Source organism: Salinimicrobium marinum (genome assembly GCF_014651535.1).
Classification (GTDB): Bacteria; Bacteroidota; Bacteroidia; order Flavobacteriales; family Flavobacteriaceae; genus Salinimicrobium; species Salinimicrobium marinum.
Genome location: NZ_BMXB01000014.1, coordinates 38,111 through 64,610, shown reverse-complemented (window position 1 = coordinate 64,610; position 26,500 = coordinate 38,111). Strand labels below are relative to the sequence as shown.

Here is a 26,500-nt window from a genome sequence, read left to right as displayed (position 1 = left end):
ATTCATGCAGATTTAATTAGTGAACAATAAACTTTAAAGATTTACTGTTTGAATTAGTGGTACAGTTAAGAATATAAACACCCGAGGGTAAATTAAATGGCAGCTCAATAGTAGTGGCTTTGCTGTTTGATCTCAGCTGTTTCAGAATCGTTCCATTAAGATTATGAATGGAAATCTGCATGGTTTCCAGTTCTTCCTCAGGGAAATCTGCCAAAAGTTCTAATGGCTCTCCGGAATTTATTGGGTTTCGAGCCAATACCACCCTATAAGAATTTTTAATCTGGATTACAGTGGAGCAGGTTCTGAGTATTTCACCATCTTCAGTTATCATTTCCACATGATAAGTACTCCCAGAATCCAGCTGATCACTGAAATTATTACCTTCAGAAAAATACTGCCCGGTACCAATAAGTGCTCCGTTTCTGTACCATTTGTAGCTTTCAAACCTATAGCCTCCATTGGTTTCAGGATTGTTATTTACCAGAAGCACATTGTTAAACTTCTGAACAACGATATCTTCAAACTTGAACGTCTTTTCTACTTTAATTTGATAAACCCTTTGTGCATTTCCATCTCCTGAAGTTACCGTTATGGTCTCATTGTAAATCCCAGGAGCAGGAGTGGCGATAGTAAACACTTCGGCGTGATCTGCGGAAGAGCCACGATTGGTTTCCATTCGTATTTGCACCCCATTCTCATCACTGCCACACCCGATAAGGTAATAAATCTCTGCGGAAGGACTAGCGTAAGTGGTACCATTGATGACCACATTGTTCAGTTTTGCTTCACTGCTTGTAATGTTAAGCATCCTGGTGACAGGAGCGGCCGCTTCATAGTTCTGGTTTCCTGACTGCGTGGCGGTAATGCTTATTTGCCCCGCAGTAAGCAATTTCACAAAACCACGTGGGCTAACAGAAGCTGCAGGTTCAGCAACTTCAGAAGTATAGGAATACTTCACAGCTAATTCTGAAGTTGAAGTAGCATGCAAGAGAAAATCCTCATCTGTTTGAAGGTTTCTATCTGAAAGTTCTTCAAAAGTGATACTCTGTACAGCCTTCTCAATAGTCAAAACAGCAGTAAGAACTTTATCATTAAAGTTTTCCTTACTAATATTAGCTGTCACTGTATAAGTGCCTGCATTTACGTTAACATTATTGCTGTAGGTAACGCTGGCACCTTCAGGCATTCCGCTAACAGCTAAGCTGTGTGGTTGGCCATCATACGTGAAGGTGGCATCATCAAACCTTACACCTTCAATATCGGTAGATGTAACTACCAGCCTTACTTTTTTGGAAGCAGCCAGGTAATTGTTAGTTTCTTCAGCAGAGATAGTTACATCATATTTTCCGGCATTGGTATATCCCTGTGCAGGAGCATACGTCATTTCTGTTTCCTCATGATTCAGGCTTCCGACAATATTCTTTACCGTCCTATCATAAGTGAAAGTTTGTACGGCATCTGCAGTGATTACCGTTTCAGCTTTTTCGATCACAAGATCAGCAGCCAGTACCTTACTATTGTAATTCTTCTGGCTTATCGTTGCCGTCACTGAATAAATTCCCGCATTGATTTGCCCGTTGTTCTCATACTTCACGGTAGCACCATCAGGCAGACCAGTAACGTAAATACTTTTTGAAGTTCCATCATAAATGAAGGTTTCACCTTCAAATGCTACTCCTTCAATTTCTGCATTTTCAATTACCAGTGAAACTTCTTCGGAAGCAGACAAATAATTGTCGGTTTCTTCGGCAGAAAGAGTAATGGGATACGTTCCGGCATCATTAAATCCTTGTGCAGGGTCATAGGTTAATGTAGTTTCTGAATGGTTTAAGCTAGCAGTTACTGTTTTTTCAGTACCATCATAGGTGAAAGTTTGAACGGCTTCCGCAGTGATTAGAGCTTCAGCTTTCTTAATTATAAGATCCGCAGTCAGTATTTTATCATTAAAGTTTTCCTGGCTTACGGTTGCAGTCACAGTATAAGTTCCTGCATTAATTTGCATATTATCGGCATACGTTACTGAAGCTCCTTGCGAAAGTCCGCTCACGGCTAAGGTGTGAGCTTCACCATTATAAATGAAGGTATCATCTTCAAAGGCCACTCTTTCGATTTCTGCATTTTCGATAACCAGCGAAACTTCTTTTGAAGTAGCCAGGTAATTATCGGTTTCTTCGGCAAAGATAGTCACATCATAGGTTCCTGCATTTGTAAATCCTTGTGCTGGAGCATAAGTCAACACGGTTTCAGAATGATTTAGACTAGCAGCAACATTCTTAACTGTTCCATCGTAAGTGAAAGTTTGAACGGCTTCCGCAGTGATTATCGCTTCAGCTTTTTTGATTATTAGATCGGCAGTCAATACTTTATCATTAAAGTTTTCCTGACTCACCGTAGCAGTTACTTTATAAGTCCCTGCATTAATTTTCCCATTATCGACATACGTTACTGAAGCTCCTTGCGAAAGTCCGCTCACGGCTAAGGTGTGAGCTTCACCATTATAGATGAAGGTATCATCTTCAAAGGCCACTCTTTCGATTTCTGCATTTTCGATAACCAGCGAAACTTCTTTTGAAGTAGCCAGGTAATTATCGGTTTCTTCGGCAAAGATAGTCACATCATAGGTTCCTGCATTTGTAAATCCTTGTGCTGGAGCATAAGTCAACACGGTTTCAGAATGATTTAGACTAGCAGCAACATTCTTCACTATTCCATCATAAGTGAAGGTTTGGACAGCATCGGCAGTGATGATAGCTTCTGATTTGTAAATCACAAGATCAGCAGTCAGGATTTTATCATTATAGTTTTCCTGACTAACAGTAGCAGTCACTGTATAAGTTCCTGCATTGATTTGTCCGTTGTTAGCATATTCTACTGTAGCCCCTTCCGGAAGTCCGGTTACGGCTAAGCTGTGGATTTCACCATTGTAAGTGAAAGTTTCATCTTCAAAGGCTACTCCTTCGATTTCTGCATTTTTGATTACCAGCGACACTTCTTTTGAAGCTGATAAATAGTTGTCAGTCTCTTCTGAGGAAATAGTTACTCCATAGGTTCCTGCATTTGTAAATCCTTGTGCTGGAGCATAATTCAACACAGTTTCAGAATTATTTAGACTAGCAGCAACATTCTTCACTATTCCATCATAAATGATGGTTTGGACAGCATCGGCAGTGATGATGGCTTCTGATTTGTTAATCACAAGATCAGCAGTCAGGATTTTATCATTATGATTTTCCTGGCTTACGGTTGCAGTCACTGTATAAGTTCCTGCATTGGTTTGTCCGTTGTTGTCATATTCTACTGTAGCGCCTGCTGGAAGACCGGTTACTGCTAAGCTGTGTGAGATTCCTTCATAAATGAAAGTATCACCTTCAAAAATCACTCCAGTGATTTCAGCATTTTCGATCACTAAAGACACTTCTTTGGTAGCCGGCAAGTAATTGTCAGTCTCTTCTGAGGAAATAGTTACTTCATAGGTTCCAGCATCAGTGTATCCTTGTGCAGGAGTATAAGTTAAAATAGCTTCTGAATTGTTTAGACTGGCCGCAACATTCTTCACTATTCCATCATAAATGATGGTTTGGACAGCATCGGCAGTGATGATGGCTTCTGATTTGTTAATCACAAGATCAGCAGTCAGTACTTGATCATTGTAATTTTTCTGACTTATTGTTGCAGTTACTTTATAAGTTCCTGCATTGATTTGCCCATTATCGGCATATTCTACTGATGCACCTTCCGGAAGTCCGGTCACGGCTAAACTATGAGCTTCACCATTATAAGTGAAGGTATCACCTTCAAAGGCCACTCCTTCAATTTCTGCATTTTCGATTACCAGCGACACTTCTTTTGAAGCTGATAGATAATTGTCTGTCTCTTCAGCAGAAACAGTCACTTCATAAGTTCCGGCAGTGGTATAAGCCTGTTGAGGAGTGTACACCAATTCAGTTTCTAAATGGTTTAAACTTGCAGTTACTGATTTTTCAATTCCGTCATACGTAAAAGTTCGTACGGCCTCAGCAGTGATTACCGCTGCTGCTTTGTTAATCACAAGATCTGCATTCAATACTTGATCATTGTAATTTTCCTGACTTACCGTCGCAGTTACTTCGTAAGTTCCTGCTTCCGTTTGATCGTTATTCTCATAACTAACAGAAGCTCCTTCAGGAAGACTACTAACTTCAATGGATTTTGAAGTGCCATCATAAGTAAAGGTATTATCTTCAAAAGCCACACCTGTGATCTCTGCATTTTCAATTACCAGCGACACTTCTCTTGAAGTTGATAGATAATTGTCTGTCTCTTCTGCGGAAATCGTAACAGGATAAGTTCCTGCATTGGTGTATCCTTGTTGAGAAGTATAAGCCAATTCAGTTTCTGAATGGTTTAAACTTGCAGTTACTGCTTTTGAAGTACCGTCATAGGTAAAGGCTTGTAATGTCTCTGCAGTGATTACGGCTTTAGCCTTTTCGATAATAAGGTCGGCAGTCAGTACTTTATCATTGTAATTTTCCTGACTTACTGTTGCAGTTACTTTATAAGTCCCTGCATTAATTTGCCCATTATCGGCATAAGCTACTGTAGCACCTTCCGGAAGTCCGGTTACGGTTAAGCTGTGAGCTTCACCATTATAAGAGAAACTATCATCTTCAAAGGTCACTCCTGTAATAGTTGCAGGTTCAATAACTAAATTCACTTCTTTGGAAACCGCCAAATAATGCTCGGTTTCGGCTGCGGAAACTGTGATTGGATAAGTCCCTACATTGATATATCCTTTTTCCGGGAAATATTCTAAGCTACCTTCCTCATTGTTGAGACTTGCCACCACATTTTTTACAGTTCCATCATAAGTGAAAGTTTGGGTGCTGTTTGTTGCGATTTCTGCTGAAACTTTAAAATAAATACTGAATCGTGTTGCAGCTTTATTGGCATTCCCCGCTGTATCTTCAGCTACATTGCCCTCGATATCGATCTTTACGGTGCCTCTTTCTGTGGGTTTTAAATCGAAACTAAACGAATCATGTTCACCTTCAAAATTTTCTGCTGTCCCGTTAGTAATCTTCAAATCGGACACTTCAAAACCTGATACTTTCTCGCTAAATTCTATATTTATTGAAACGCTATCTGCATTGCTGGGATCGCTTTCCGTACTGCTAATTTTTACGGTTGGGGCCGTCCTATCACTCTCAATACTAAATTGTGTTGCAGCTTCATTCGAATTTCCCGCTGTATCTTCAGCTACATTGCTCTCGATATCTACGCTAACCGTTCCATCTTCTATGGGTTTCAGCTCAAAAAAGTAACTGCCATCCTGTTCCTTAAAGTTTTCTACTTCTGCATTGGCAACAACCAAATCGGAAGCATCAAAACCAGTTACATCTTCACTGAATTTTACGGTTACCAGAAAGCTTTCTGCATTGCTTGGACTGATTTCCGTAGTGGAAATGACAACTGTTGGGGCTTTAGAATCCAAAATTTCGTAAGCACCCATATCTATAGCTTCTTCAGAAAGCCTTGGATTTCCCGCCAAATCTGTAGCGTTTTGTAAATCTCCGGGAAATAATCCATTGTTACCTGAATTGATTGCGGGACTAGCTGTTTTAAGGCTGAAATCACCGTTTCCCGGATCGGCGAAGATGTCGGCTTCAACAAGTCCGGTAGCATCTATATTACCATTGGAAGTATTATTGTTATCCTGGATGAGACTGTACTGGGCGATGTAGTTGCCTCCAAGAGAAAGTTTTATCCCTCCCCAAACGATCGAGTTGTAAAATTCCGGAACAGAGGAACCATTGTACATTGCCGCATCATTCGGCGCCCAATTATCTACAATGCTCACATTAATCAATTTAGGGGAAGAATGAGCATTAAACATACCACCGGCCCAATGATCTATTGCCAAATTATTCGTAATAATTACGCTGACTAATTGTGGGGAAGAATCATAATTGACCATCCCTGCACCATAATTTTGTGTTGAATTTTGAACAACCTTTATATTGACCAATTGTGGGGAAGAAGACGAATTGAACATTCCTCCACCTCTATTACGCCAAAGTGTATTTGAATGAACGGTAAAATCTGAACTTCCATTCGCGTTCCCCCCACTAATAGTGAACCCATCAAGGCGGGCACTGCCCACAGCACCAGAACTTAGCACCACGTGATAGGCATTTTCACTATTCCCGGTAATACTCAGTGTACTGCCACTCCCGCTCGCGACATCGTCACCGTTAAAATCACCACTTAAAATACTGACATTTGCTTCAATACCCAAATCGCGCTGGTTCAAAGCGGTTTCCGCACCTGCAAAACCGCCATAAAGTTGTACATTCTTTACCAATAAAAAAGCATTGTCGCGGCCTTCATCGGCAAAATTAGCACCATCACGTGGGCTGTAAAGCGGTTTATACGTTCCACCGGCTACCCATATCTGCAAGGGAGAATTCTCCCAGTTACTTTCATTGTTTTTGGCATATTTTAATGCTTCGGCTAATTCTGGAAGGGCATTGGCCCAGGAATCGCCGCTGCCATCCCCTGTGACATTTTTATTGACATACAGAATGTTGTTTTCATCTGGATGGATCGCAATTACTGGCCCTTGCAGGTCACTTTCCACTGCCGTACCGGCATTGGTTCCATCATTGGGCGTGACTTCAAAGCTTATGTATTTACCAACATCTGTAGTTTGTAACTCATAGGTTTTATCAGTGGCCTCGCTAATAGCCGCTTTATTAGTTCCGGAAGCGTCATCAGCCCGATACCATATATAGGTGGAGCAGGATTCGGGATCGCTGTCAGTATCATTATAAGAATAATTCCCTTCAAGGGTTTTACCAACTTCTAAGGTACCTGAAAAGGTCACGGCAGCCGCGGTGGGTGGGGTATTGGCTGCAAAACTGGTATTTCTATACAAAGTAGAAATAGAACCATTTTCAGTTGTACCTATAATAAGCACATCTTTATCATTATCTCTATCTATATCGGCAAAAGCTATAGAACCGTAATGCACACCTTTGAAAGGAAGCCCTAAAACTTCCGTGTAATTACCTGTGCCATCATTTTTATAAAGTTTGGTAATAGGATTATAACTATCATTGCTACCTGTGATCATCACATCTTGGAAACCATCTCCATCAACATCGGCAAAACCTAGGGAGCTATTTTGTACTCCTGTGAAAGGCATGCCGGTAACTTCAGAATAATTACCGGCACCATCATTCTTATAAAGTTTGGCGATTGGTCTGTAGGAAGTGTTATTATAGCCTGTGATCAATACGTCTTGGTCATTATCTCCATCTATATCGGCTAAAGCTACAGAACCATTATACATTCCTGTGAAAGGGGCACCTGTGACTTCTGTATAATTGCCAACTCCATTATTTTTATAAAGTTTGGTGATAACATTAGAATACGGCGTGCTCCTACCTGTTATCAACACATCCTGGTCACCATCTCCATCTACATCGGCAAAAGCCATGGAGCCGTCCTGCACTCCTTCAAAAGGGGTTCCTGTAACTTCTGAAAAATTACCCAGACCGTCGTTTTTATAGAGTTTTGAAGAAACACTAGATGTCAAGTTACTCACTGCCCCCGTGATCAAGACATCCTGATCACCATCTCCATCTACATCGGCAAAAGCCATGGAACTATTTTGCACGCCTGTGAAAGGAGTTCCCATCACTTCGGAATAATGGCCGGAGCCGTCATTTTTATAAAGATTTGCGATACGATTATTGGAATTATCCATACCTGTAATCAACACATCCTGATCACCATCTCCATCTACATCGGCAAAAGCTATAGAGCCATTTTCCACTTCTGCGAAAGAAGTTCCCGTGACTATTGAATAATTGCCAAAACCGTCATTTTTATAAAGTTTTCCGATGCGGTTATATGAATTATCATGTCCAGTGATCAATACATCCTGGTCATTATCTCCATCTATATCAGCAAAAGCTATAGAACTGTTTTGCACTCCTGGGAAAAATGTTCCTGTGGGTTCTACATAATTACCGGCACCAATATTCACATATAATTTGGCAACAGGTGTTAAGTGATTATCTCCACCTGTGATCAATACGTCCTGATCATTGTCCCCATCTATATCTGCAAAAGCTATAGAACTATATTGCGCTCCTGCAAAAGAATTATTAATATCTTCCATATAATTGCCCGAGCCATCATTCTTGTAAAGTCTGGAAATATTATAGCTTGTGATTAACAGATCCTGATCACTATCTCCATCTACATCAGCAAAAGCCACGGAACTATTTTCTACTCCTTCGAAAGAAGTACCTGTTGATTCTGAATAATTACCACCACCATCATTTTTATAAAGTTTGGCAATCGAATTGTAGTTAATATCCATGCCTGTGATCAATACATCCTGATCATTATCCCCATCAATATCTGCAAAAGCTATAGAACTATTTCCCACTCCCGGGAAAGGAGTATTTATGTCTTCTAAGAAATTTCCCAAACCGTCGTTGATATAAAGCGTAGAACCGCGAACTCCTTGCCACTCATCACCAGAAATTCCTGTGATTAAAACATCCTGATCGCTATCTCCATCTACATCGGCAAAAGCTATGGAGCCGTACTGCACTCCTTCAAAGAAATTAGTGTTATCTTTCGTATAGTTGCCATTACCATCATTCAAATAAAGTTGAGAATTAGTAATTCCATTATAATAATCACCAGACATTCCAGTAATTAGCACATCCTGGTCACCATCTCCATCTACATCGGCAAAAGCTACGGAACTATTTTGCACACCTTCGAAAGGGGTATCTAAAAGTTCTGAAAAGTTACCGAATCCATTATTGAGATATAGTTTAGCAACAGACTCCCCGTCACCATACATGCCACCAGTACTACCGGTTATCAACACATCCTGGTCACCATCTCCATCTACATCGGCAAAAGCTACGGAACCCTTTTGTACTCCCATAAAAGGAGTTCCTGTAGCTTCTGTGTAGTCGCCAGATCCATCATTAAGATATAGAATAGCACTAGCTCCTTCCCCTCCCATCGTACCTCCGTTCATATCACCAGAACCACCGGCTATTAATACATCCTGGTCACCATCTCCATCTACATCGGCAAAAGCAATCGAGCTATGTTGTACTCCTTTAAAGTCGGGAAGGATTTGTGGGGCGGGAGGAGGAGGCAAAACCTGCTCAAAAGTCTGCGCAAAGGACACTTTACCTCCGAGGCATAAAATAAAGAAAATTAGAATTTTCGGAATGTAATTTTGTTTCATATAGAAATAGAATTGATGGGTATTAAGGAGGATCTTAAATAATACGCTCTACTTAGTAGAGCGAAAATTCTGTTAAATGAAATGTTATAATATTGCAAAAAAACGTTAAAAAGGATAATTAACAGGATAAAATACGAATGTAATGGTGACCAAATTTGATTTGGACACAATCCTAATCGTCTAATTTTTAGGGTAGAAGGGGAGGAGAATAATTATGAGTTGAAGGATAGTTTATTTGATACCACTGTAAAGACTGGCCAGAACTTACTTCTCCTTATTAAAAGCTTTTTCGAAAGTGGTTCTGCTGCCTAATTCACCTTCGCCGTCCAAAGAATCATTAATACAATTTTTCCAGATAGCCTTCTTAAATAAATTTCTCCCCTGATTTATACCTAAACATTCTGTAGGAAGTAATGTAGTTGTTAACATATAACATAAAGAGAGAATCTTCTAATTCAAAATAAAAGCCTTTTGGAAGTCAGTTAGAGAAGTCAAAGACATCGAATTCTTCCTCTCCAGATAACCAAATTTTTTGCCTAGTCCATAATTTGTAGGAGTGATCCCAAAACTCAGTCATTTGCCTTTGCTGTAGGCTTTAAAACTTTAGGATTAAGGTGAAATTTCATTTTTACATCCAAATTTGATGTGAACCTAGTATAAAATCGATCCAGCCCTTCAGAATATAAAATGAAAACACAGTACATCATCCAATCCACCAAATTGTGAAACAAAAAAGCCTAACATTTCTGTCAGGCTTTATTTGCTCCCCCTCTTGGGCTCGAACCAAGGACCCTCTGATTAACAGTCAGATGCTCTAACCAGCTGAGCTAAGGAGGAATTTCAATATGTCTTTAGTGTGGTCAAATGAGGTACTAAACCCTCTTTTCAATTTGCTCCTCCTCTTGGGCTCGAACCAAGGACCCTCTGATTAACAGTCAGATGCTCTAACCAACTGAGCTAAGGAGGAATGTCGCAACCATTTTTGCGGTTGCAAATATAATGTAATTTTTGATTTTCGCTAAATTTTCAGATAAAAAAAGTAAATAAATATTTCTCCTTTTTCCTGCTTCATTGAACTTCTGAATTTACACCAAAATCATGGCTCCAGCTTTTACCTGCTACTGCGTTCACAATTCTTGTAATCGATCACTGACTGATATTCCTTGAGGTAATCAATAATGTATTCAGCAGTCGTTTTTTCAAAGGTCTTTTCAGGGGTTTCAAAGTATTGCGGGTAGACGTTAGATATATAATCGTTTAATCCCACAGTAAGAATCTTATCATCGGGAAGTGATTTTCCGGAAGAATCCAGTAAATCGATAGATCCGTTACGATTCACCATTTCAATTCCGGAATAAGCCAGAGATGGTGCACTGCCGGAATGGAAGAAAGCTTTCAATTCGGCTACGGTCATTTTAAAAGTATCTAGGCCATTTCCGAAGGGATCGATCGTGTAAATATCAAAAGGAGTAATTTTTCCGTAATCGAGTCCGGCCCTGATCCCACCGTAATTCTGAAAAACAAGATCTGCACCCGTGATCGTTCTAAGCGCATCGGTATAAAAACATCCTGTTTCAGCCGAATTGTGGTTTTGCAGCGAAGTTCCTATTTCCACAAAAAGTTCGGGAATGTTATTATAGGCTGTGATCTCCTCCTGTAAAGCTTCATCCAGAACGTGTACCTCATCGAGATTAATTAGCTCATATTCATAATTTGTAATCTCTCCGTTCCGCACTTCCAGCGACAACTTTGTTAGATATTCAAGGTCTGAACCCGATTGCACCATATACCGGCCAGCAACCCTTTCACTATACACGGCATGATTGTGACCTCCAACTACCAGATCTATGAAATCGTGTTTTAGAAGTATCTGCCTGTCCCCATACTGCCCGTAATGCGTTAGCGCCACCACCAGGTCTGCATCCTGAACCTCTTGTGAATGTTTATAAGCCCCTACGGCATCCACACCTTCAGAAAACTCGAGTCCGGTGATCTTTTTTGGATGGGTTGAAGGTTTATGTCCGGGAGAACCTGTCTCCACCACCCCGATAAATGCAATTTTAAAACCGTCTTTTTCCACGGTTATCTGTCCATCCGGAAGGTTAAGTTCTCCATTTTCTTTGCTGATATTGGCCAGCAAAAACGGAAATGAAGCCTGTTCCATTCTGTTATTCAGAATTTTTTGTCCGTAGTCAAATTCATGATTTCCAATCACGCTCACATCCATTCCAGCTTTGCCCATAAGATCAACTATAGGAGAGCCTTTTTCGGGATGATAATCAACAATTGGATTTCCGGAGAAGATGTCTCCTCCACTCACAAAGAACACCTGAGATTCATTTTCTTTTTCTGCATCAATGATCGCTTTGATCCGCGCAAAATTGTTGATCTTTCCGTGAGGATCATTGATGGTATAAATGACAATGGATTCGGCAGCAGCAGATTTTTCAAAAACGGCAGTGACCTTTTTTTCGCTGTCCATGGTAATCTCGACCGGATTTTCATTTCCAGAAAGGTCTCCTTCCCAGGAAATAAATTCATAGCCATTTGCAGGCTCCGCCAGCAGCTCCAGCACCTCTCCTGAAACATAATTCTCTTTGGAAGGAGAAACAGATCCTCCATCTTCCGGAGTAACTCCTGTGGTCAATATATACTGCTGTACAACCGGATTTTCATCGTCTGAACAGGAAACAAGAAAAATCAGGGCGAAAAAGATTGAAAAGTATCTCATAAAAATCGGAATAAGAAAGCTGAAAAATTTTCATTTTCAGCTTTAAGTGATGTTATAATATATTCTAAATATTTAGTCAAATAACCAGCGATAAAGGTCGTTCCCGTTAGCAAACAGCACAAGGGCTATTAAGATAAAGAAGCCTACCATCTGGGCGTATTCCATAAATTTATCGTTCGGCTTCCTTCCCGTAACCATTTCATAAAGTAGAAAGGTTACATGGCCTCCATCAAGGGCGGGAATAGGAAGTATGTTCATAAATGCGAGAATTATGGAAATGAAAGCCGTGGTCAACCAAAATGCCTGCCAGTTCCACGAATCAGGGAATAGACCTCCAATAGCTCCAAAACCACCCACCTGTGTCGCTCCTTTTTTGGTAAACACATATTTAAACTGTGCCACATAATCATGCAGTGTCCAGTATCCATAACTAAAGCCTTTTTCGATACTTTCACTTAGAGAGTAGGTTTCAAACTGCGGAGTCACTTCCCGGGATATGGAGATCCCAAGGTTTCCTTCCTCATTTGGAGTAATATCCAGCGTTTGGAATTCTCCTCCCTGAAGGTCGCCTTCAGGATTTACTGGAATACTTTCAAACTGTCCTTCCCTTTTGATCACCAGGCGTAAAGATTTTTCGGGACTTTTCTGCACTTCCCTTGTAAGTTCATGCCAGTAGCCTATTTCCATGTCATTAACAGAAACAATCACGTCGCCCGGTTGCAATCCTGCCTGCTCTGCCGGACTTCCAGGAATAATGGAGTCCAATACCGGCCTTTCGATGGGTACAAAAGGCTGCATCACCCCTTGCTGAAACATTCTCGACCCAATATCTTCAGGAATAGAAATGGTCTCCTGCTCCCCATTTTGATGAAGCACCGTAATTTTCTCAACGTCTCTTAAAAACAAGTGTTTGTTGATATCCAGACTGTTCCGGAATTCTTTATCATTAACTTCAACGATCCTGTCACCGTCTTCAAATCCATATTCCTTAAAAGTATCGGCTACTGCGAAACCATTGGGCATATCATCTGCGCCAACATATCCGCTACCCCACACAAAGAGGACCATCATATAAATCACAAACCCCAATACAATATTGACCGTGACCCCACCTACCATAACTATAAGTCGCTGCCATGCCGGTTTACTCCGGAATTCCCAGGGTTGCGGCGGTTGGGCCATTTGTTCCTTGTCCATACTTTCGTCGATCATCCCGGCAATTTTTACGTAACCACCTAAAGGAAGCCAGCCCATTCCGTAAACGGTATCCCCTATTTTTTTCTTGAAAAGCGCGAATTTCACATCAAAAAAGAGGAAAAACTTTTCAACTTTGATCTTAAATATTTTTGCAGGTATAAAGTGTCCCAGTTCGTGAAGAACAATAAGTATTGATAAACTGAGAAATAGTTGTATTGCTTTTATAAAAAACGGATCCATAGTCATAATTAAAAATCGCACAAAAGTAACCTTTTAAAGTCTCCTAAAAAAGTATAAAATAAGACCACGATCCTGATTTACTAAATTTTAAACCTCATTAATCCACAAAATTGAATTTTAGAGTGTAATTTTGCCCAAAATTGTTTTATATGCTGCAGTTTTTCGCCAAATATAAATTCTTCGGAATTTTTCTCTTTTTCCTTTCGGCAGTTATAGTCACCATCATTTATTCGATCCTCACACCCGAAGAAAGGCTCCCTGTCTACCAACCCAGCATGGTGAACAATGAACTGGTGGATTATTCGATCCAGGAGGTGAGAAAATACCATACAATTTCCGATTTTGAATTACTGAACCAGAACGGAGATACCATTACTCAGGAATTTTACCGGGATAAGATCTACATCGCCGATTTCTTTTTCACTACCTGCCAGACGATCTGCCCTATTATGACAGACCATATGCTGCAAATTCAGGGAGAATTAAAAGATGATCCTGAAGTGCTTTTATTGTCCCATACGGTTATTCCAAAAGCAGACAGTGTTCCGCAGTTGAAGAAATATGCGCTGGAAAAAGGAGTAAATGATTCCCAATGGAACCTTGTCACCGGTGATAAAAAACAGATCTACGAACTCGCCCGTAAGTCTTATCTGGCCGCAAAGAGCGAAGGTGATGGCGGAACTTTTGACATGATTCATACCGAAAATTTTGTGCTTGTCGATAAAAAAAACCGGATTAGAGGCTTTTATGACGGTACAGATCCTAAGGCCATTGAGGAACTTCTAGAGGACCTTACCATACTAAAAAAGGAAGGGGAATAAGCAGTAATACCTGCAGATATACTGATATTCATTAGTTTCCGAAAATAAAAATCCCTTTTAACCAAACATTTTTTTCTAATACTGAATTTTACCCTACTTTTGCCTTGTTTAAAATCAATCTAAATAAAAATTGAAGATCACAGTTGCCGATTTAAAGCGAGGCCAGCGAGGTATAATTAAAGAAATTTCAGCAGAAATCCTTCCGCTAAAACTTTTGGAAATGGGATGCCTGCCAGGGAATGAAGTAGAACTGGTGCAGACAGCACCTTTTCGAGATCCTCTGTATCTTAATATAAACGGTAGCCATTTGGCCATTCGCAAAGAAACAGCAACCCAGATCGAGATAGAAATACTCCCCTAATTATGGGCAAGCAAATTAATGTAGCCTTAATCGGAAATCCCAATACAGGAAAAACCTCTGTTTTTAACCAACTTACCGGCTTAAACCAGCAAGTAGGTAACTATCCCGGAATTACTGTTGAAAAAAAGGAAGGGATCTGTAAACTGCCTTTAGGCGTAAAAGCACATATCCTAGACCTCCCGGGAACTTACAGCCTTAACGCCTCCTCAATTGACGAAAATGTTGTCATTGAGCTGCTACTTAATAAAAATGACAAAGATTATCCAGATGTTGCTGTTGTTGTAAGCGACATCGAAAATTTAAAAAGAAACCTTCTTCTTTTTACACAGATTAAAGATCTTGAAATTCCAACGATCCTTGTTATCAATATGGCCGACAGGATGGACCGTAAAGGTATTAGCCTGGACATACCTGCGCTGGAAAAGGAGCTTAAAACAAAAATTGCACTGGTAAGTGCCCGCAAAAAAACCGGAATAGAAGACCTGAAGGAGCTTATCATAAATTACAAGAAGCTTTCCACAGAGCCTTGTATGAATGCCTCCTCCATGGATCCGGATTATTTCAACAGGCTTAGAAAGGCATTTCCAAATCAGTCTTTGTATAAGCTATGGCTAGTAATTACCCAGGACGTCAACTTCGGAAATCTAAATCGAAAAAATATTGATAAAAATCAGGATTTCCGTACCAAAGATGAAGGCAGCCTTAAAAGGATGCAGCAAAAAGAAACCATTTTAAGGTATAAATTCATTAATGACACGCTTAAAAAGACACTAACGGTAGATGCGAATGCTGCCAAAGGGCTACGCGCAACTTTAGATAACATTCTTACTCACAAAGTATGGGGCTATGTTATTTTCTTCGGAATTCTACTTTTAATATTTCAGGCTATCTATGACTGGTCCAGTTATCCAATGGATTTTATCGATGCCTCTTTTGTTTGGCTCAGCGAAAACCTGAAAGAAGTTCTTCCGGCAGGTCCTTTTACGAGTTTGATTGCCGAAGGTATTATTCCGGGACTGGGTGGAATTGTAATTTTCATTCCTCAAATTGCGTTTTTATTCTTCTTTATTTCAATTCTTGAAGAGAGTGGGTACATGAGCAGGGTGGTATTTCTCATGGACCGCACCATGCGCCGCTTTGGATTAAGCGGAAAAAGTGTGGTCCCGCTTGTTTCCGGAACAGCATGCGCAATACCCGCGGTAATGGCTGCAAGAAATATCGAAGACTGGAAAGAACGGCTTATCACCATACTGGTGGTCCCGTTCACCACCTGTTCTGCAAGATTGCCGGTGTACCTTATTATCATTGCGCTGGTAATACCCGAACGTTCTTTTATGGGCTTCAACCTTCAGGGACTAACCCTTATGCTACTTTATCTTCTGGGCTTCGGGATGGCTATATTTTCCGCCTGGATCCTGCATAAATTATTGAAAATTAGAAGCAAATCTTATTTTGTGGTAGAGATGCCAAACTATAAGTTACCCATGCTGAAGAATGTTGGATATAACGTGGTGGAGAAAACAAAATCATTTGTCTTTGGAGCCGGAAAGATCATTCTCGCAATTTCTATTATTTTATGGGTACTTGCCAGCTATGGTCCTGGCGAAAAATTCGAAAATGCAGAAGAAATCGTCACTACCAAATTCAGGGATACCTTCTTACCCGAACAGGAATTACAGGATAAGATCGCAGCCTATAAATTACAGCACTCCTATATTGGAAAAGTGGGACAGGCCATAGAACCTGCCGTCACTCCTCTTGGCTATGACTGGAAAATTGGAATTGCGATTGTAAGCTCATTTGCGGCAAGGGAAGTATTTGTAGGAACCCTGGCGACAATTTACAGTGTGGGCAACGATGAAGAAGAGACCATCAAGCAAAGAATGGCTACCGAAACCAATGAAACTCTTGGAGGGCCTTTGTTCACCTTTGCCAGCGGTATCAGTCTGTTACTTTTTTATGCTTTTGCGATGCAGTGTATGAGTACACTGGCCATTGTAAAAAAAGAAACAAACACCTGGAAGTGGCCGGCATTGCAGCTGGTGTCTATGACTTTAATTGCCTATTTTGCTGCTTTGATCGCATTTCAGGTATTAAAATAATTTTGTAAGGAAATTAGTATTTTACGACTTAAGGATTATGGAATTACTACAGGAAATTTTAGTTTTTATAACCTTTGCAATTGCAGTAGGATATATGATCATCAAATTAGTTTGGAAACCCAAATTTATCTTCGGAACAAAAAAATCGGCTAAAGCTTGTGGCGACGGTTGCGGCAGTTGTCACTAATCTTTGATCTTTTCCGTTACATTAAGAGATAATGTATAATCTGAAGGTTTTATTTTAACCGAAGTTTCGGGGTATGGCTGCAGGTTAAAACCTGTTAGTTTGTAAGCTGCTCCGGAAAACAGATGTTCCAGTACAACCGAAGCTTGTCCCCCTCCGGAAATCACAAGGATTTCCTCTCCGCATAATTTGCCATTTTCATACAATTCGACGAGAACCTTTGCTTCCCCGGCCCAAACACAGCTCACATCGGTCGGACATCTGGAATCTGAAATCAGTTCTTTAAATCGTAGCGACCTTTCACCGAACGCCATGAGTTCCCCTACCATTAGTTCAGAAGAATATGATGTTACATCAGTAGAATCCTGCGCTAAGGAAGCTCCGGTAAAAAATAACAACAGGAAAAGAGAAAACAGTTTCATAAAATGGTTTGTTTAATGACGATCCAATAAAGGATTTGTTGCAAAAAACTAGCCAAGACCAACATCAAGGGTCATCATTACCATAAATCCGCCAATGAACCCAAGGGTTGCGATATCTGTGAACCGGTCCTGCTGGGCCTCGGGAATAACTTCTTCCACCACCACAAAGATCATGGCTCCTGCCGCAAAACTTAGTGCATAAGGTAGGATAGGTTCAAAAGTTAATACGGCCCAGGCACCCAGAACTGCTGCAATTGGCTCTACAATAGCCGATAATTGTCCATAGTTCCAGCTTTTAAAGCGGCTCATTCCCTGACCCCGTAACGGCATCGCAACCGCAAAACCTTCAGGAAAATTCTGCAGGCCTATTCCCATGGCAAGAGCAACAGCTCCTCCAATGCTGGCACCTTCAAGGCCCATCGCTGCTCCACCAAACAAGACCCCAATAGCAAGACCTTCAGGGATATTATGCATGGTGATGGCCAGGGTTAGCAATACAGATTTGTGCCAGGGCGTTTTCACACCCTCTTTCTCGGTCATTTTAAAGTTCACGTGCAGGTGTGGCAGGATCTTATCGAGTCCGAAGATGAAGAGCGCTCCCAATCCGAACCCTACTACCGCAGGAATCACCTTTATAAAACCTTCTCCTTTACTCATTTCAATCCCCGGTGCCAGCAGGCTCCAGAAACTCGCAGCCACCATGACACCGCCGGTAAAACCCAGCATTCCGTCAAAAACAGCACGATTCATTTTCTTGAACAGAAAGACAAGGGAAGCACCTAAAGCAGTAAGTCCCCAGGTAAAAAGTGTGGCTAAAAATGCCGCCAGCACAGGATCTATTTCTTCGAAAAAAGCAATTATATTTTCCACGATTATGTCATTTTTATATGTAAGTTATTCGAAACCTCCTGAGATATATTGATTTTCAGACCATCCACTTCTACAATCATAGACTGGTCATAATCTTCTTTGTCGATCACTTTGATTAATTTGCCAAGAGAAACCTGAATTTTATCCAGATACCGAAGAAATTCTGCTGAAGAATCTTTTACCCCAACGAATATCCCGGAATTTCCTTTTTGAAGTTCTGCCAATAAAGTTTGATTTGACACTACAAATTTCCCATCGGCATTGGGGATAGGATCTCCATGAGGATCCCTGCTGGGAAACTCCAGAAATTTGTCCAGCTGCCTAATAAGCTTTTCAGATTTTATATGTTCCAGCTGCTCTGCCACCTCGTGCACCTCATCCCAGGAGAAATCCAGCTTTTCTACTAAAAACACCTCCCATAGCCGATGCTTTCTGATAATTTCTACTGCAGTTTTCCTGCCCGATTCACTCAGTTTTACTCCCTGGTATTTCCGGTATTTCACCAGACTTTTTTCTGATAATTTTTTGATCATATCGGTTACCGAAGAAGCCTTGGTATCCATTCCTTCCGCCAGAGCATTGGTACTCACCCCCTCCTTATAGGCCTGCTCGAGGTGATAAATGGTTTTTAAATAATTTTCTTCGGATAAACTGAACATAACTTAAAATTTTAATTTGGAATGAGATAACTAATACCGGCTCCCAGCAACAGTTTCTGATCTGCATTAATTCCGGTGCCAGCAAATGCATCCAGCTGGAGATTTTTCTGAAGATTGTACGTGAAGCCGGCATCAAAAAAATGTTCTGCGCTGCTGTTTTCCGGAAGATCACCATAGAGTTCTGCAAAAACTCCGAAATTGTCGGTTATCTCATACCCGTAAGCAATGGTGTATATATAGGTGGCTTCAGTGGCATCATCCAGCCATTCGGCTCCAAGATTATATGAAAGATCTGACTTCTCTGAAAGATCATGGCTAAAAGCAAACCTAAAATCTATTCCAGTAGTTTCGGGGCGGTAATCTTCAGCTGCATTAAAAGGCAACCGCAGGTGCAGCATCAGGCCTATTTGCGGTAAAAGATCCTGTTCTTCTGCAATACCAATTTTAGCCCCTACAAGCAAAGGAGTGAGTCCGCTACTAATTTCTGCAATTGTTGATCCGTTGAGTTCTTCTTTATATCCTAAAAGATCTCCGCCAATCCTTAATTCCAGATTACTCAGTACCCCATAGCGGAGCATTGTGGTATTATAGCCAGTGAGTTTAATAAGAATATCGTTCTCCTCTCTTTCCTCGAAAAAACCACCGGTTTCTATTTGCAGGAAACCCTTTGGGACTAAATTGGGTGCTTCCGTTTCATCGGGACGATCTGTGATCATTTCTTCAGGAATTACAGGTTCCTGACCATAGACTCTGCAGCCTAAGAGGAGTAATACGGCTACTAATATTCTAAACTTCATTTTCTCAATTAATAAAAAACGAAGTAACAAAAAATATTTTTAGATATGTCTAAAAATAAGGTTAAATTACTGAGTGTGGGTTTCCTGAGACAAATGGTCAGGAGTTAGAAGAAGAGCCTCTTCAGAAAAAAATTACATTCCCCGCTCTTTTTGTATCTGTTCATAGGCCTCCTGGACTTTCCTGAATTTTTCCTCAGCTCCGGCTCTGTAGGCCTCGTCCATATGTTGCAGTTTATCGGGATGGTACTTCTTCGCCATAGTTCTGAATGCCTTCTTAACTTCAGCATCGGTAGCGGACTTATCAATTTCCAGGATCTTGTAAGCATTGTCTGCCGTTTTAAAGAACATGGCCTTGATACTCTCATAATCTTTCACACCAATGCGCAGATATCCGGCAATTTGCTGGATTACATTGGCTTCCGCTTCACTAACCCTGCCATCTGCGTTAGCTATTCCGAAGAGAAAATGAGTGATCTGCAACCGTGCCGGATACTGAGTTCGGGTGGCGAGATACTGCGCAATTCTCGAAGCAGATAACTCCCTGTTTTTGATCACATCGTTAAAAGTCCTGAAAATGGCATTTGCCCGCTCTTTTCCATAGGCCTGTACAAAATAAGTGCGCACATAATCCAGTTCTGTCTGAGATACACTCCCGTCTGCTTTTATAACCAGTGCCGATAAGGAAAGTAGGTGCAGCTCAAAATCTCCAGGAGAAACATTTTGTTCACCCCCTGAAAATCCGGTAAATTTCACTCTTGAAGAGGTCATGAAATCGAACAGACTCCCAATAATAAACCCTATGATTGCACCCCGAAAGCCTAAAAACATAAAGCCGACTACTGCGGCCATCCATTTAATCATTGTAGAAAATTTTACGTGGCAAAGATAAACATTAATGAGGCACTTATTCCAACTTATAAGTCAAATAGCCTGCATCTATATCCCCATAGTTATATAGTTTTGAAAATTTAATAAGCTGAAGTTAATTTGGTATCTTTGTTAGTTCAAAAGATTTATATAAAATAAAACAAACAATATGTATCCAGCAGAATTAGTTAAACCAATGCGTGAGGACCTGACCAATGTTGGTTTTCAGGAACTACACACCGAGGCTGAAGTTGATGAAGCAATCGCCAAAAAAGGAACTACTCTTGTGGTAGTAAATTCTGTTTGTGGTTGTGCTGCGGCAAATGCACGTCCAGGTGCACGTATTTCATTACAAAACAGCAAACGTCCAGATAATTTAGTAACAGTTTTCGCAGGTGTTGATAAAGAAGCAACAGACAAAGCCAGAAGTTACATGATACCTTTCCCTCCTTCTTCTCCATCTATGGCATTATTCAAGGATGGTGAATTAGTGCATATGCTGGAAAGACATCATATTGAAGGTCGACCTGCAGAAATGATTGCAGAAAACCTTTCCGGAGCCTATGACGAGTTCTGCTAGAACTCTACAAAATTCGAACAAATATAAAAACCGCCTCATTACAACAATGAGGCGGTTTTTTTATGCATAGCTGAAAAATAAGAGAATCATAACCTCCCAGGGTCATATTTCCCATTCATATAAATTTCAAAAATATTTTAATGGAATTTTGCGGCAGTCAAAAACTAATCTATATTTGTTCTTTATAATAAGTCTAAATAAGGATAATAACGAATTTAACTGTCGTTCCCATGAAAAAAAAGAAAAGCTATGGCATTAGGAAGTTTATAAATGATATTCATTTATGGCTTGGAATAGGGAGCGGTATCATAATTTTCATCATTTGTCTTACCGGAACTATTTTGGTTTTCGACACAGAAATAAAGGCTCTTTTCGCTGAAGATGTTCCGTTAGAAGATACAGAGCAACCGGTAAAAAGTCTGGATGAACTTGCTTCCACAATTTCCGCGGAAGGGCTAGGGGAACTTAACAGCCTCACTATTTCAGAAAAATCAGGAAGTTTCTATGAGGCAAGGATCAAAACCTCTCCCGAAGACCGCCGTGGAACAACTTTCCTACTCAACCCTCACACTGCCGAAGTATTTTCTGCTCCGCCCTCTTCAGCAGATGATTTCATGTTCAGTATGTTCCGGCTTCATCGCTGGCTACTGGTAGATACCAATATTGGCCGACCTATAGTGGGTGTTGCTACCATAATTTTTCTTTTGCTGTCCATCTCCGGACTTGTGTTGTGGTTTCCGAAGAAAATGAAGTGGAGAAACTTCAAACCGGGATTTAAGATAAAAACCAAAGCCAACTGGAAAAGGATCAATCACGACTTACATAACACCCTTGGATTCTATTCTCTTCTTTTAATCATTGTAATGGGACTCACCGGCCTGTGCTGGTCTTTTGAAGGCTATAGGGAGATCGCCGGAAACGTAATTGGCGCAGAAATATTTAACAGAGGCGGCGGCGCGACCTATGAACAGCTCAACCTCGAAGCAGGACAGGAAGTGAGCCTGGAAGAAGTTTATGCAATTACCAACCGCGAACTCTCCTACACCGGAAAAACTTCCATTAGCTTTCCTAATGAGAGGAATCCCGTGTACAGCGTAAGGAAATATAATGATGCATCGTTTTCACCCGTGATTGCAGACCAGTTGGTAATAAACAAAGCAGGTACTGTGGAAGACAGGGAGATCTACCGGGACAAGCCTCTTAATGTACAGGTAGCTTCTCTTATAAAGCCGCTTCACGTTGGGGATATTTTTGGAACCTTTTCAAAGATCCTTTATTTTATTGCATGTTTAATTGCAACAAGCTTACCTGTTACCGGTACTATAATCTGGATTAATAAATTAAGAAAAAAGAGCCGCCGTAAAAAAGAAAAGAAGTATACCAAAGCTGCTGCTTAAGCAAAAATGGGTTCTATGTTGTAGGGTAAGAAATAAATTGTGAAATTGCGCACCTGTTCGCAAGGAATAAATGCAATGAAAACGATCAAAAAAATTCTTTCCTACCCTTTATCGGTACTTTTTTACTTATTCTTTTTTCTCACGCTGCTTATTTTCCATGGGATACAGTGGATTAGCTTGAAATTGGGAGGATATGAGGCACATAAAAAAAGTGTTGATATCTTTAATTTTTTCCTGCTGCGTTGCTTAAATATTCTCGGCACCAACTTTAATGTAGATAATCCTTATAAAATTCCTGCCGGCAAGCCCTGTATTTTCGTAGCAAATCATCAGGGAATGTTTGATATACCTCCTATCATCTGGCATTTCAGAAAATATCACCCCAAATTCATCAGCAAAAAAGAACTGGGAAAAGGGATTCCCGGTATTTCTTTCAATTTAAGACATGGCGGAAATATCCTTATCGACAGAAAGAACGGAAGAGAAGCCCTGACCAAAATGTCCCGATTTGCAGACTATCTCAATGAACACAATCGTTCTGCTGTAATATTTCCGGAAGGTACCCGTAGCCGGACAGGGGCACCCAAAAAGTTTGCAGTCCAGGGATTGCAAATGCTCTTTAAAAAAATGCCCAATGCCACTGTAGTGCCCATTACCATCAATAACAGCTGGAAACTGTTCAGGTATGGAAACTTCCCCATGGGAATAGGTGTGAATCTCAATCTGAAAGTACATGAACCTTTTTCAGTAGGTTCTCAGGATCCGGTAAGCCTGGTGGCACAGGTGGAGCGTACCATTACCGCCGACATTAAATAAGCTCTAAGATTTTTCAGTTTAAATAATCCACATCATTTCATGACGCAATCACAAATCATCGCCAATACCATTTCTTTTGTAAAAGAAACTCTTAAAAATGCTGAGGGCGGACATGACTGGTTTCACATTGAGAGGGTGTACAACAATGCCTGTAAGATTGCAAAAACTGAAAAAGCCGATGGTTTTATTGTAGCTCTCGGAGCTCTTTTACACGATATTGCAGATTCTAAATTCCATAATGGTGATGAAACTGTTGGCCCAAGAGTAGCCGGAGAATTTCTAAAGGATCAGCAAGTTGCACCCGAAGTTACAAATCATGTGGTAAAGATCATTGAAAATATATCTTTTAAAGGCGGCAACGAATCCCAAAGCTTTACGTCTCCCGAACTGGATATTGTGCAGGATGCCGATCGCCTCGATGCGTTGGGTGCCATAGGAATTGCCCGCACTTTCAATTACGGCGGATATAAGGGCAGGGCTTTATATGATCCTGAAATTAAGCCAAACCTGCATATGACCAAAGAGGAGTATAAAAAATCCACTGCCCCCACGGTCAATCATTTTTATGAAAAACTGTTTCTTTTAAAAGACCGGATGAATACCAAAACCGGCAGGAAACTGGCTGAAGAAAGACATTTGTTCATGGAGCAATTTCTGGATCAGTTTTATCGGGAATGGGGAGTTAACGAGGAATGAATTCATTCAAACCGGGTAAAAATCATGATGTCTTCTGTACTTCTTGAGGTGAGGGTATCTCCCTGAATAGTATAAGTAAATTCAGATCTTTCCTCCTCTTCATCATATGCATTTCGAATGCCCTCATAAAATAAGTTTCCCCAGGCAGTTTCTCCAATTTCAGAGGTATAGGAGTTGGTAAGAAGTAACCTGTTGCTAACTATTTCATAATCTCCCCCAAATTCATTTACCGATGTTTCACCAATGTATTCTCTTTCTTTAAATGTGATCACGATCTCTTCATCTTCGGGTGCATCATAGACGGCCTCATTATCTACGGCCATTAATTCCCAGCTTCCCACTAAAGGATTAACCTCCACGTCGTCGTCGTCAGAGCAGCTCAGGAGAATGACAGAAAGTAGCATTGTATAAAGTATCTTTTTCATCTTTCTCTTTTTACTTTAATATAAGGAAATTAACCGTAATTCTCTGAAACCCCCGGAGTAGAAGTTAAAACAGTTTTAGCTGTCCATCTTTATACTGTTCGTGCAAGGCACAATTCAAAGATGGCCTTTCCCTGCCTGAAAGATATTTTTTTCTGGCAATGGCAAACTGTTGAGCTACCTGATCGGCTATTTTACCGTCACCTTTCATTCTTGCACCAAAACGGCTGTCATTAAGGGCTCCGTTATGGCATTCGGCAATTTGATGCAGCACCTTTTCAGCTTTATGGGGCATGGCTTTGTGAATCCATTGGGAAAAGATTTCGCCGATAGCCCCGTTTAGCCGCACCATTGTATAGCCCACTCCGCAGGCACCTCTTTCAGCAACTTCTTTAACCAGTGGCAGAACCTCATGGCTGTTGATACCAGGAATGATAGGTGCCATCATCACGTTTACCGGCACCCCTCTTTCATGCAGTTTCTCTACGGTTTCCAGTCGCTTTTTGATGCTGGCTGTGCGAGGTTCCAGCAACCTTCTTGTTTTTTCTTCCAAAGAAGTAATCGACAAATTCACCCTTACAAGATTATCTTTTGCAAGTTCCTGCAGGATATCAAGATCCCTCTGAATGAGAGCGTTTTTAGTGATAATCCCCACCGGATGCTTATACTTCAGGAATAACTGCAGCAAACTTCTGGTGATCTTCAGCTTTTTTTCGACTGGCTGATAGCAGTCGGTATTGCCGGAAAGGACGATGGGTGCAGCTTTCCAGCCTTTGCTTCGCAATTTCTGCTCCAATAGTTCTACGGCATTTCTCTTGACAAGGATCTTTTGTTCAAAATCGAGTCCGGCACCATAACCCCAGTATTCATGAGAATTCCGGGCGTAGCAGTATACGCAGCCGTGTTCACAACCCTGATACGGATTGAGGGAGAATTCCATGCCCACGTCTGGACTGGTTACTTTATTGACAATTGTTTTCGGAAAAGTTTCTATAAAGGAAGTTTTGGAATCGTTTGCTTCCTCTCCTTCCACAGCACAATAATTAAGAAAATCATCCCGCATTTCATGTGAATGAAGCGAGAACCGATTGGCCACCTGCTGCTGGGCTCCTCTTCCTTTGATGTAATCATTCCTTTCCACAGCAACAAAAATATGGATAATTTCCATAAAAAAGGATTTAATCCTAATTTTTTATGCTTATTCAAAAGTGAGAAAGAACAAAAAAAAATTCCCACAGCTCCGGATGAGCCATGGGATATATATATCTTCTTTATCTTGAGTTTCGAAATCTATTTTCCCGGGAAGCTGGCTTTGCGCTTGTTCAGAAAAGCAGAGGTTCCCTCCTTAAAATCTTCGGTTCCGAAAGCGTTTCCGAATTCTTCAATTTCTACTTCGAATCCGTTCACTCCTTCTTTATAATTGGAATTTACCGCCTTAATGGCCGCAGAGATTGCCACCAGGGAATTTTTCATAATCTTTCCCGCAAGTTTTTCAGCAAATGGTAACAATTCTTCGACCGTGGTAACATGGTTTACCAGGTTGTATTGCAATGCCTGGTTGGCATCTATCATTCCTGCAGTCATGATCATTTCCATTGCCCTGCCTTTTCCTACGAGCTGAGGCAAACGTTGTGTCCCTCCATAACCCGGAATTACTCCTAAAGAAACTTCGGGCAAGCCCATTTTTGCATTATCACTTGCAATCCTGAAATGCGCAGCCATGGCAAGTTCCAAACCGCCACCCAGGGCAAAACCATTTACAGCAGCTATAACAGGCTTGCTGAAATTAGCCACATAATCAAAAAGCAATCGCTGACCTTCGGCTGCCAGTTCCTTTCCTTCCTCTTCAGAATAATCTGAGAATTCACTAATATCGGCTCCTGCAACAAAGGCTTTTTCACCACTTCCGGTAAGGATTACGACCTTCACCTCAGCATCCCCTTCAGCTAACCGAAAAGCCCTGTTAAGTTCACTTATGGTCTCTTTGTTCAAAGCATTAAGCTTCTTAGGCCGGTTAATAGTTATTTGGGCAATGCCGTCTTGTGTTTCAGATAGGATATTTTCGTATTTCATAAT

At 40.8% G+C, this 26,500-nt stretch carries 18 protein-coding genes and 2 tRNA genes; 7 read left to right on the top strand and 13 right to left on the bottom strand.

Annotation, left to right across the window (positions count from 1 at the left end):
- Positions 1-16 precede the first annotated feature (16 nt).
- The 5 genes from IE056_RS14595 to rseP form a co-directional block, all read right to left on the bottom strand.
- Entirely contained in the window at positions 17-9,262 is a 9,246-nt protein-coding gene (locus IE056_RS14595) for an FG-GAP-like repeat-containing protein (RefSeq protein WP_189605461.1), read from the bottom strand.
- 763 nt (positions 9,263-10,025) lie between these two features.
- Positions 10,026-10,099 (bottom strand) — tRNA-Asn (locus IE056_RS14590).
- Positions 10,100-10,155: 56 nt separating this feature from the next.
- Positions 10,156-10,229: transfer RNA gene (locus tag IE056_RS14585), tRNA-Asn, on the bottom strand.
- 144 nt (positions 10,230-10,373) lie between these two features.
- Positions 10,374-11,993 (bottom strand): InlB B-repeat-containing protein, encoded by a 1,620-nt coding sequence (locus IE056_RS14580; protein ID WP_189605460.1) that lies wholly within the window; start codon positions 11,991-11,993, stop codon positions 10,374-10,376.
- A 72-nt stretch (positions 11,994-12,065) separates the two neighbouring features.
- On the bottom strand, positions 12,066-13,430 hold the full coding sequence (gene rseP / locus IE056_RS14575) for an RIP metalloprotease RseP (protein WP_189605459.1): 1,365 nt from the start codon (positions 13,428-13,430) through the stop codon (positions 12,066-12,068).
- 149 nt (positions 13,431-13,579) lie between these two features.
- On the opposite strand from rseP, the gene IE056_RS14570 reads away from it, so the two are divergent.
- From IE056_RS14570 to feoB, 3 genes are all read left to right on the top strand, one after another.
- Positions 13,580-14,251 carry an SCO family protein gene (locus IE056_RS14570; protein WP_189605458.1) on the top strand — a complete coding sequence of 224 codons (672 nt, stop codon included), beginning with the start codon at positions 13,580-13,582 and terminating at the stop codon, positions 14,249-14,251.
- Positions 14,252-14,381: 130 nt separating this feature from the next.
- Complete coding sequence (locus IE056_RS14565) at positions 14,382-14,612, top strand: FeoA family protein (RefSeq protein ID WP_189605457.1); 231 nt, start codon at positions 14,382-14,384, stop codon at positions 14,610-14,612.
- Positions 14,613-14,614: 2 nt separating this feature from the next.
- The gene (gene feoB, locus IE056_RS14560; protein ID WP_189605456.1) at positions 14,615-16,714 is read left to right on the top strand and encodes a ferrous iron transport protein B; all 2,100 of its coding nucleotides are present in this window, start codon (positions 14,615-14,617) and stop codon (positions 16,712-16,714) included.
- A gap of 183 nt (positions 16,715-16,897) precedes the next feature.
- On the opposite strand, the gene IE056_RS14555 is transcribed toward feoB, so the two are convergent.
- The 5 genes from IE056_RS14555 to IE056_RS14535 all read right to left on the bottom strand — a co-directional run bounded on the left by IE056_RS14555 (position 16,898) and on the right by IE056_RS14535 (position 20,507).
- Positions 16,898-17,320, bottom strand: coding sequence for a hypothetical protein (locus IE056_RS14555; RefSeq protein ID WP_189605455.1), 423 nt, complete (start codon positions 17,318-17,320; stop codon positions 16,898-16,900).
- A gap of 48 nt (positions 17,321-17,368) precedes the next feature.
- On the bottom strand, positions 17,369-18,193 hold the full coding sequence (locus tag IE056_RS14550) for a ZIP family metal transporter (protein ID WP_373297314.1): 825 nt from the start codon (positions 18,191-18,193) through the stop codon (positions 17,369-17,371).
- Positions 18,193-18,849, bottom strand: a complete 657-nt coding sequence (locus IE056_RS14545; RefSeq protein ID WP_189605453.1) for a metal-dependent transcriptional regulator — start codon at positions 18,847-18,849, stop codon at positions 18,193-18,195. Before IE056_RS14545 ends, IE056_RS14550 begins: the two co-directional genes overlap by 1 nt.
- Before the next feature lie 11 nt (positions 18,850-18,860).
- Complete coding sequence (locus tag IE056_RS14540) at positions 18,861-19,646, bottom strand: transporter (RefSeq protein WP_189605452.1); 786 nt, start codon at positions 19,644-19,646, stop codon at positions 18,861-18,863.
- Positions 19,647-19,778: 132 nt separating this feature from the next.
- On the bottom strand, positions 19,779-20,507 hold the full coding sequence (locus tag IE056_RS14535; RefSeq protein WP_189605451.1) for a TerB family tellurite resistance protein: 729 nt from the start codon (positions 20,505-20,507) through the stop codon (positions 19,779-19,781).
- Positions 20,508-20,682: 175 nt separating this feature from the next.
- Here IE056_RS14535 and IE056_RS14530 point away from each other — a divergent pair, with 175 nt between their 5' ends.
- The 4 genes from IE056_RS14530 to IE056_RS14515 all read left to right on the top strand — a co-directional run bounded on the left by IE056_RS14530 (position 20,683) and on the right by IE056_RS14515 (position 24,002).
- Positions 20,683-21,093, top strand: a complete 411-nt coding sequence (locus tag IE056_RS14530) for a BrxA/BrxB family bacilliredoxin (RefSeq protein ID WP_189605450.1) — start codon at positions 20,683-20,685, stop codon at positions 21,091-21,093.
- A 230-nt stretch (positions 21,094-21,323) separates the two neighbouring features.
- The gene (locus IE056_RS14525) at positions 21,324-22,490 is read left to right on the top strand and encodes a PepSY-associated TM helix domain-containing protein (RefSeq protein ID WP_189605449.1); all 1,167 of its coding nucleotides are present in this window, start codon (positions 21,324-21,326) and stop codon (positions 22,488-22,490) included.
- A 75-nt stretch (positions 22,491-22,565) separates the two neighbouring features.
- Positions 22,566-23,306 carry a lysophospholipid acyltransferase family protein gene (locus IE056_RS14520; protein ID WP_308427645.1) on the top strand — a complete coding sequence of 247 codons (741 nt, stop codon included), beginning with the start codon at positions 22,566-22,568 and terminating at the stop codon, positions 23,304-23,306.
- A 39-nt stretch (positions 23,307-23,345) separates the two neighbouring features.
- The gene (locus IE056_RS14515; protein WP_189605448.1) at positions 23,346-24,002 is read left to right on the top strand and encodes an HD domain-containing protein; all 657 of its coding nucleotides are present in this window, start codon (positions 23,346-23,348) and stop codon (positions 24,000-24,002) included.
- A gap of 2 nt (positions 24,003-24,004) precedes the next feature.
- Here the strand turns inward: IE056_RS14515 and IE056_RS14510 are convergent, their stop codons facing one another.
- The 3 genes from IE056_RS14510 to IE056_RS14500 all read right to left on the bottom strand — a co-directional run bounded on the left by IE056_RS14510 (position 24,005) and on the right by IE056_RS14500 (position 26,497).
- Positions 24,005-24,427, bottom strand: coding sequence for an META domain-containing protein (locus IE056_RS14510; protein ID WP_189605447.1), 423 nt, complete (start codon positions 24,425-24,427; stop codon positions 24,005-24,007).
- Between the two features lie 64 nt (positions 24,428-24,491).
- Positions 24,492-25,592 carry a PA0069 family radical SAM protein gene (locus IE056_RS14505; protein ID WP_189605446.1) on the bottom strand — a complete coding sequence of 367 codons (1,101 nt, stop codon included), beginning with the start codon at positions 25,590-25,592 and terminating at the stop codon, positions 24,492-24,494.
- Positions 25,593-25,714: 122 nt separating this feature from the next.
- The gene (locus IE056_RS14500; RefSeq protein WP_189605445.1) at positions 25,715-26,497 is read right to left on the bottom strand and encodes an enoyl-CoA hydratase/isomerase family protein; all 783 of its coding nucleotides are present in this window, start codon (positions 26,495-26,497) and stop codon (positions 25,715-25,717) included.
- Between the last annotated feature and the right edge of the window lie 3 nt (positions 26,498-26,500).

Coding starts and splice junctions, on each gene's coding strand:
- IE056_RS14570 (WP_189605458.1), top strand. CDS start 13,580: ATGCTGCAGTTTTTCGCCAAATATAAATTCTTCGGAATTTTTCTCTTT.
- IE056_RS14530 (WP_189605450.1), top strand. CDS start 20,683: ATGTATCCAGCAGAATTAGTTAAACCAATGCGTGAGGACCTGACCAAT.
- IE056_RS14505 (WP_189605446.1), bottom strand. CDS start 25,592: ATGGAAATTATCCATATTTTTGTTGCTGTGGAAAGGAATGATTACATC.
- IE056_RS14515 (WP_189605448.1), top strand. CDS start 23,346: ATGACGCAATCACAAATCATCGCCAATACCATTTCTTTTGTAAAAGAA.
- IE056_RS14500 (WP_189605445.1), bottom strand. CDS start 26,497: ATGAAATACGAAAATATCCTATCTGAAACACAAGACGGCATTGCCCAA.
- IE056_RS14555 (WP_189605455.1), bottom strand. CDS start 17,320: ATGAAACTGTTTTCTCTTTTCCTGTTGTTATTTTTTACCGGAGCTTCC.
- IE056_RS14525 (WP_189605449.1), top strand. CDS start 21,324: ATGAAAAAAAAGAAAAGCTATGGCATTAGGAAGTTTATAAATGATATT.
- IE056_RS14580 (WP_189605460.1), bottom strand. CDS start 11,993: ATGAGATACTTTTCAATCTTTTTCGCCCTGATTTTTCTTGTTTCCTGT.
- feoB (WP_189605456.1), top strand. CDS start 14,615: ATGGGCAAGCAAATTAATGTAGCCTTAATCGGAAATCCCAATACAGGA.
- IE056_RS14595 (WP_189605461.1), bottom strand. CDS start 9,262: ATGAAACAAAATTACATTCCGAAAATTCTAATTTTCTTTATTTTATGC.
- IE056_RS14535 (WP_189605451.1), bottom strand. CDS start 20,507: ATGATTAAATGGATGGCCGCAGTAGTCGGCTTTATGTTTTTAGGCTTT.
- IE056_RS14520 (WP_308427645.1), top strand. CDS start 22,566: ATGAAAACGATCAAAAAAATTCTTTCCTACCCTTTATCGGTACTTTTT.
- IE056_RS14540 (WP_189605452.1), bottom strand. CDS start 19,646: ATGAAGTTTAGAATATTAGTAGCCGTATTACTCCTCTTAGGCTGCAGA.
- IE056_RS14545 (WP_189605453.1), bottom strand. CDS start 18,849: ATGTTCAGTTTATCCGAAGAAAATTATTTAAAAACCATTTATCACCTC.
- rseP (WP_189605459.1), bottom strand. CDS start 13,430: ATGGATCCGTTTTTTATAAAAGCAATACAACTATTTCTCAGTTTATCA.
- IE056_RS14510 (WP_189605447.1), bottom strand. CDS start 24,427: ATGAAAAAGATACTTTATACAATGCTACTTTCTGTCATTCTCCTGAGC.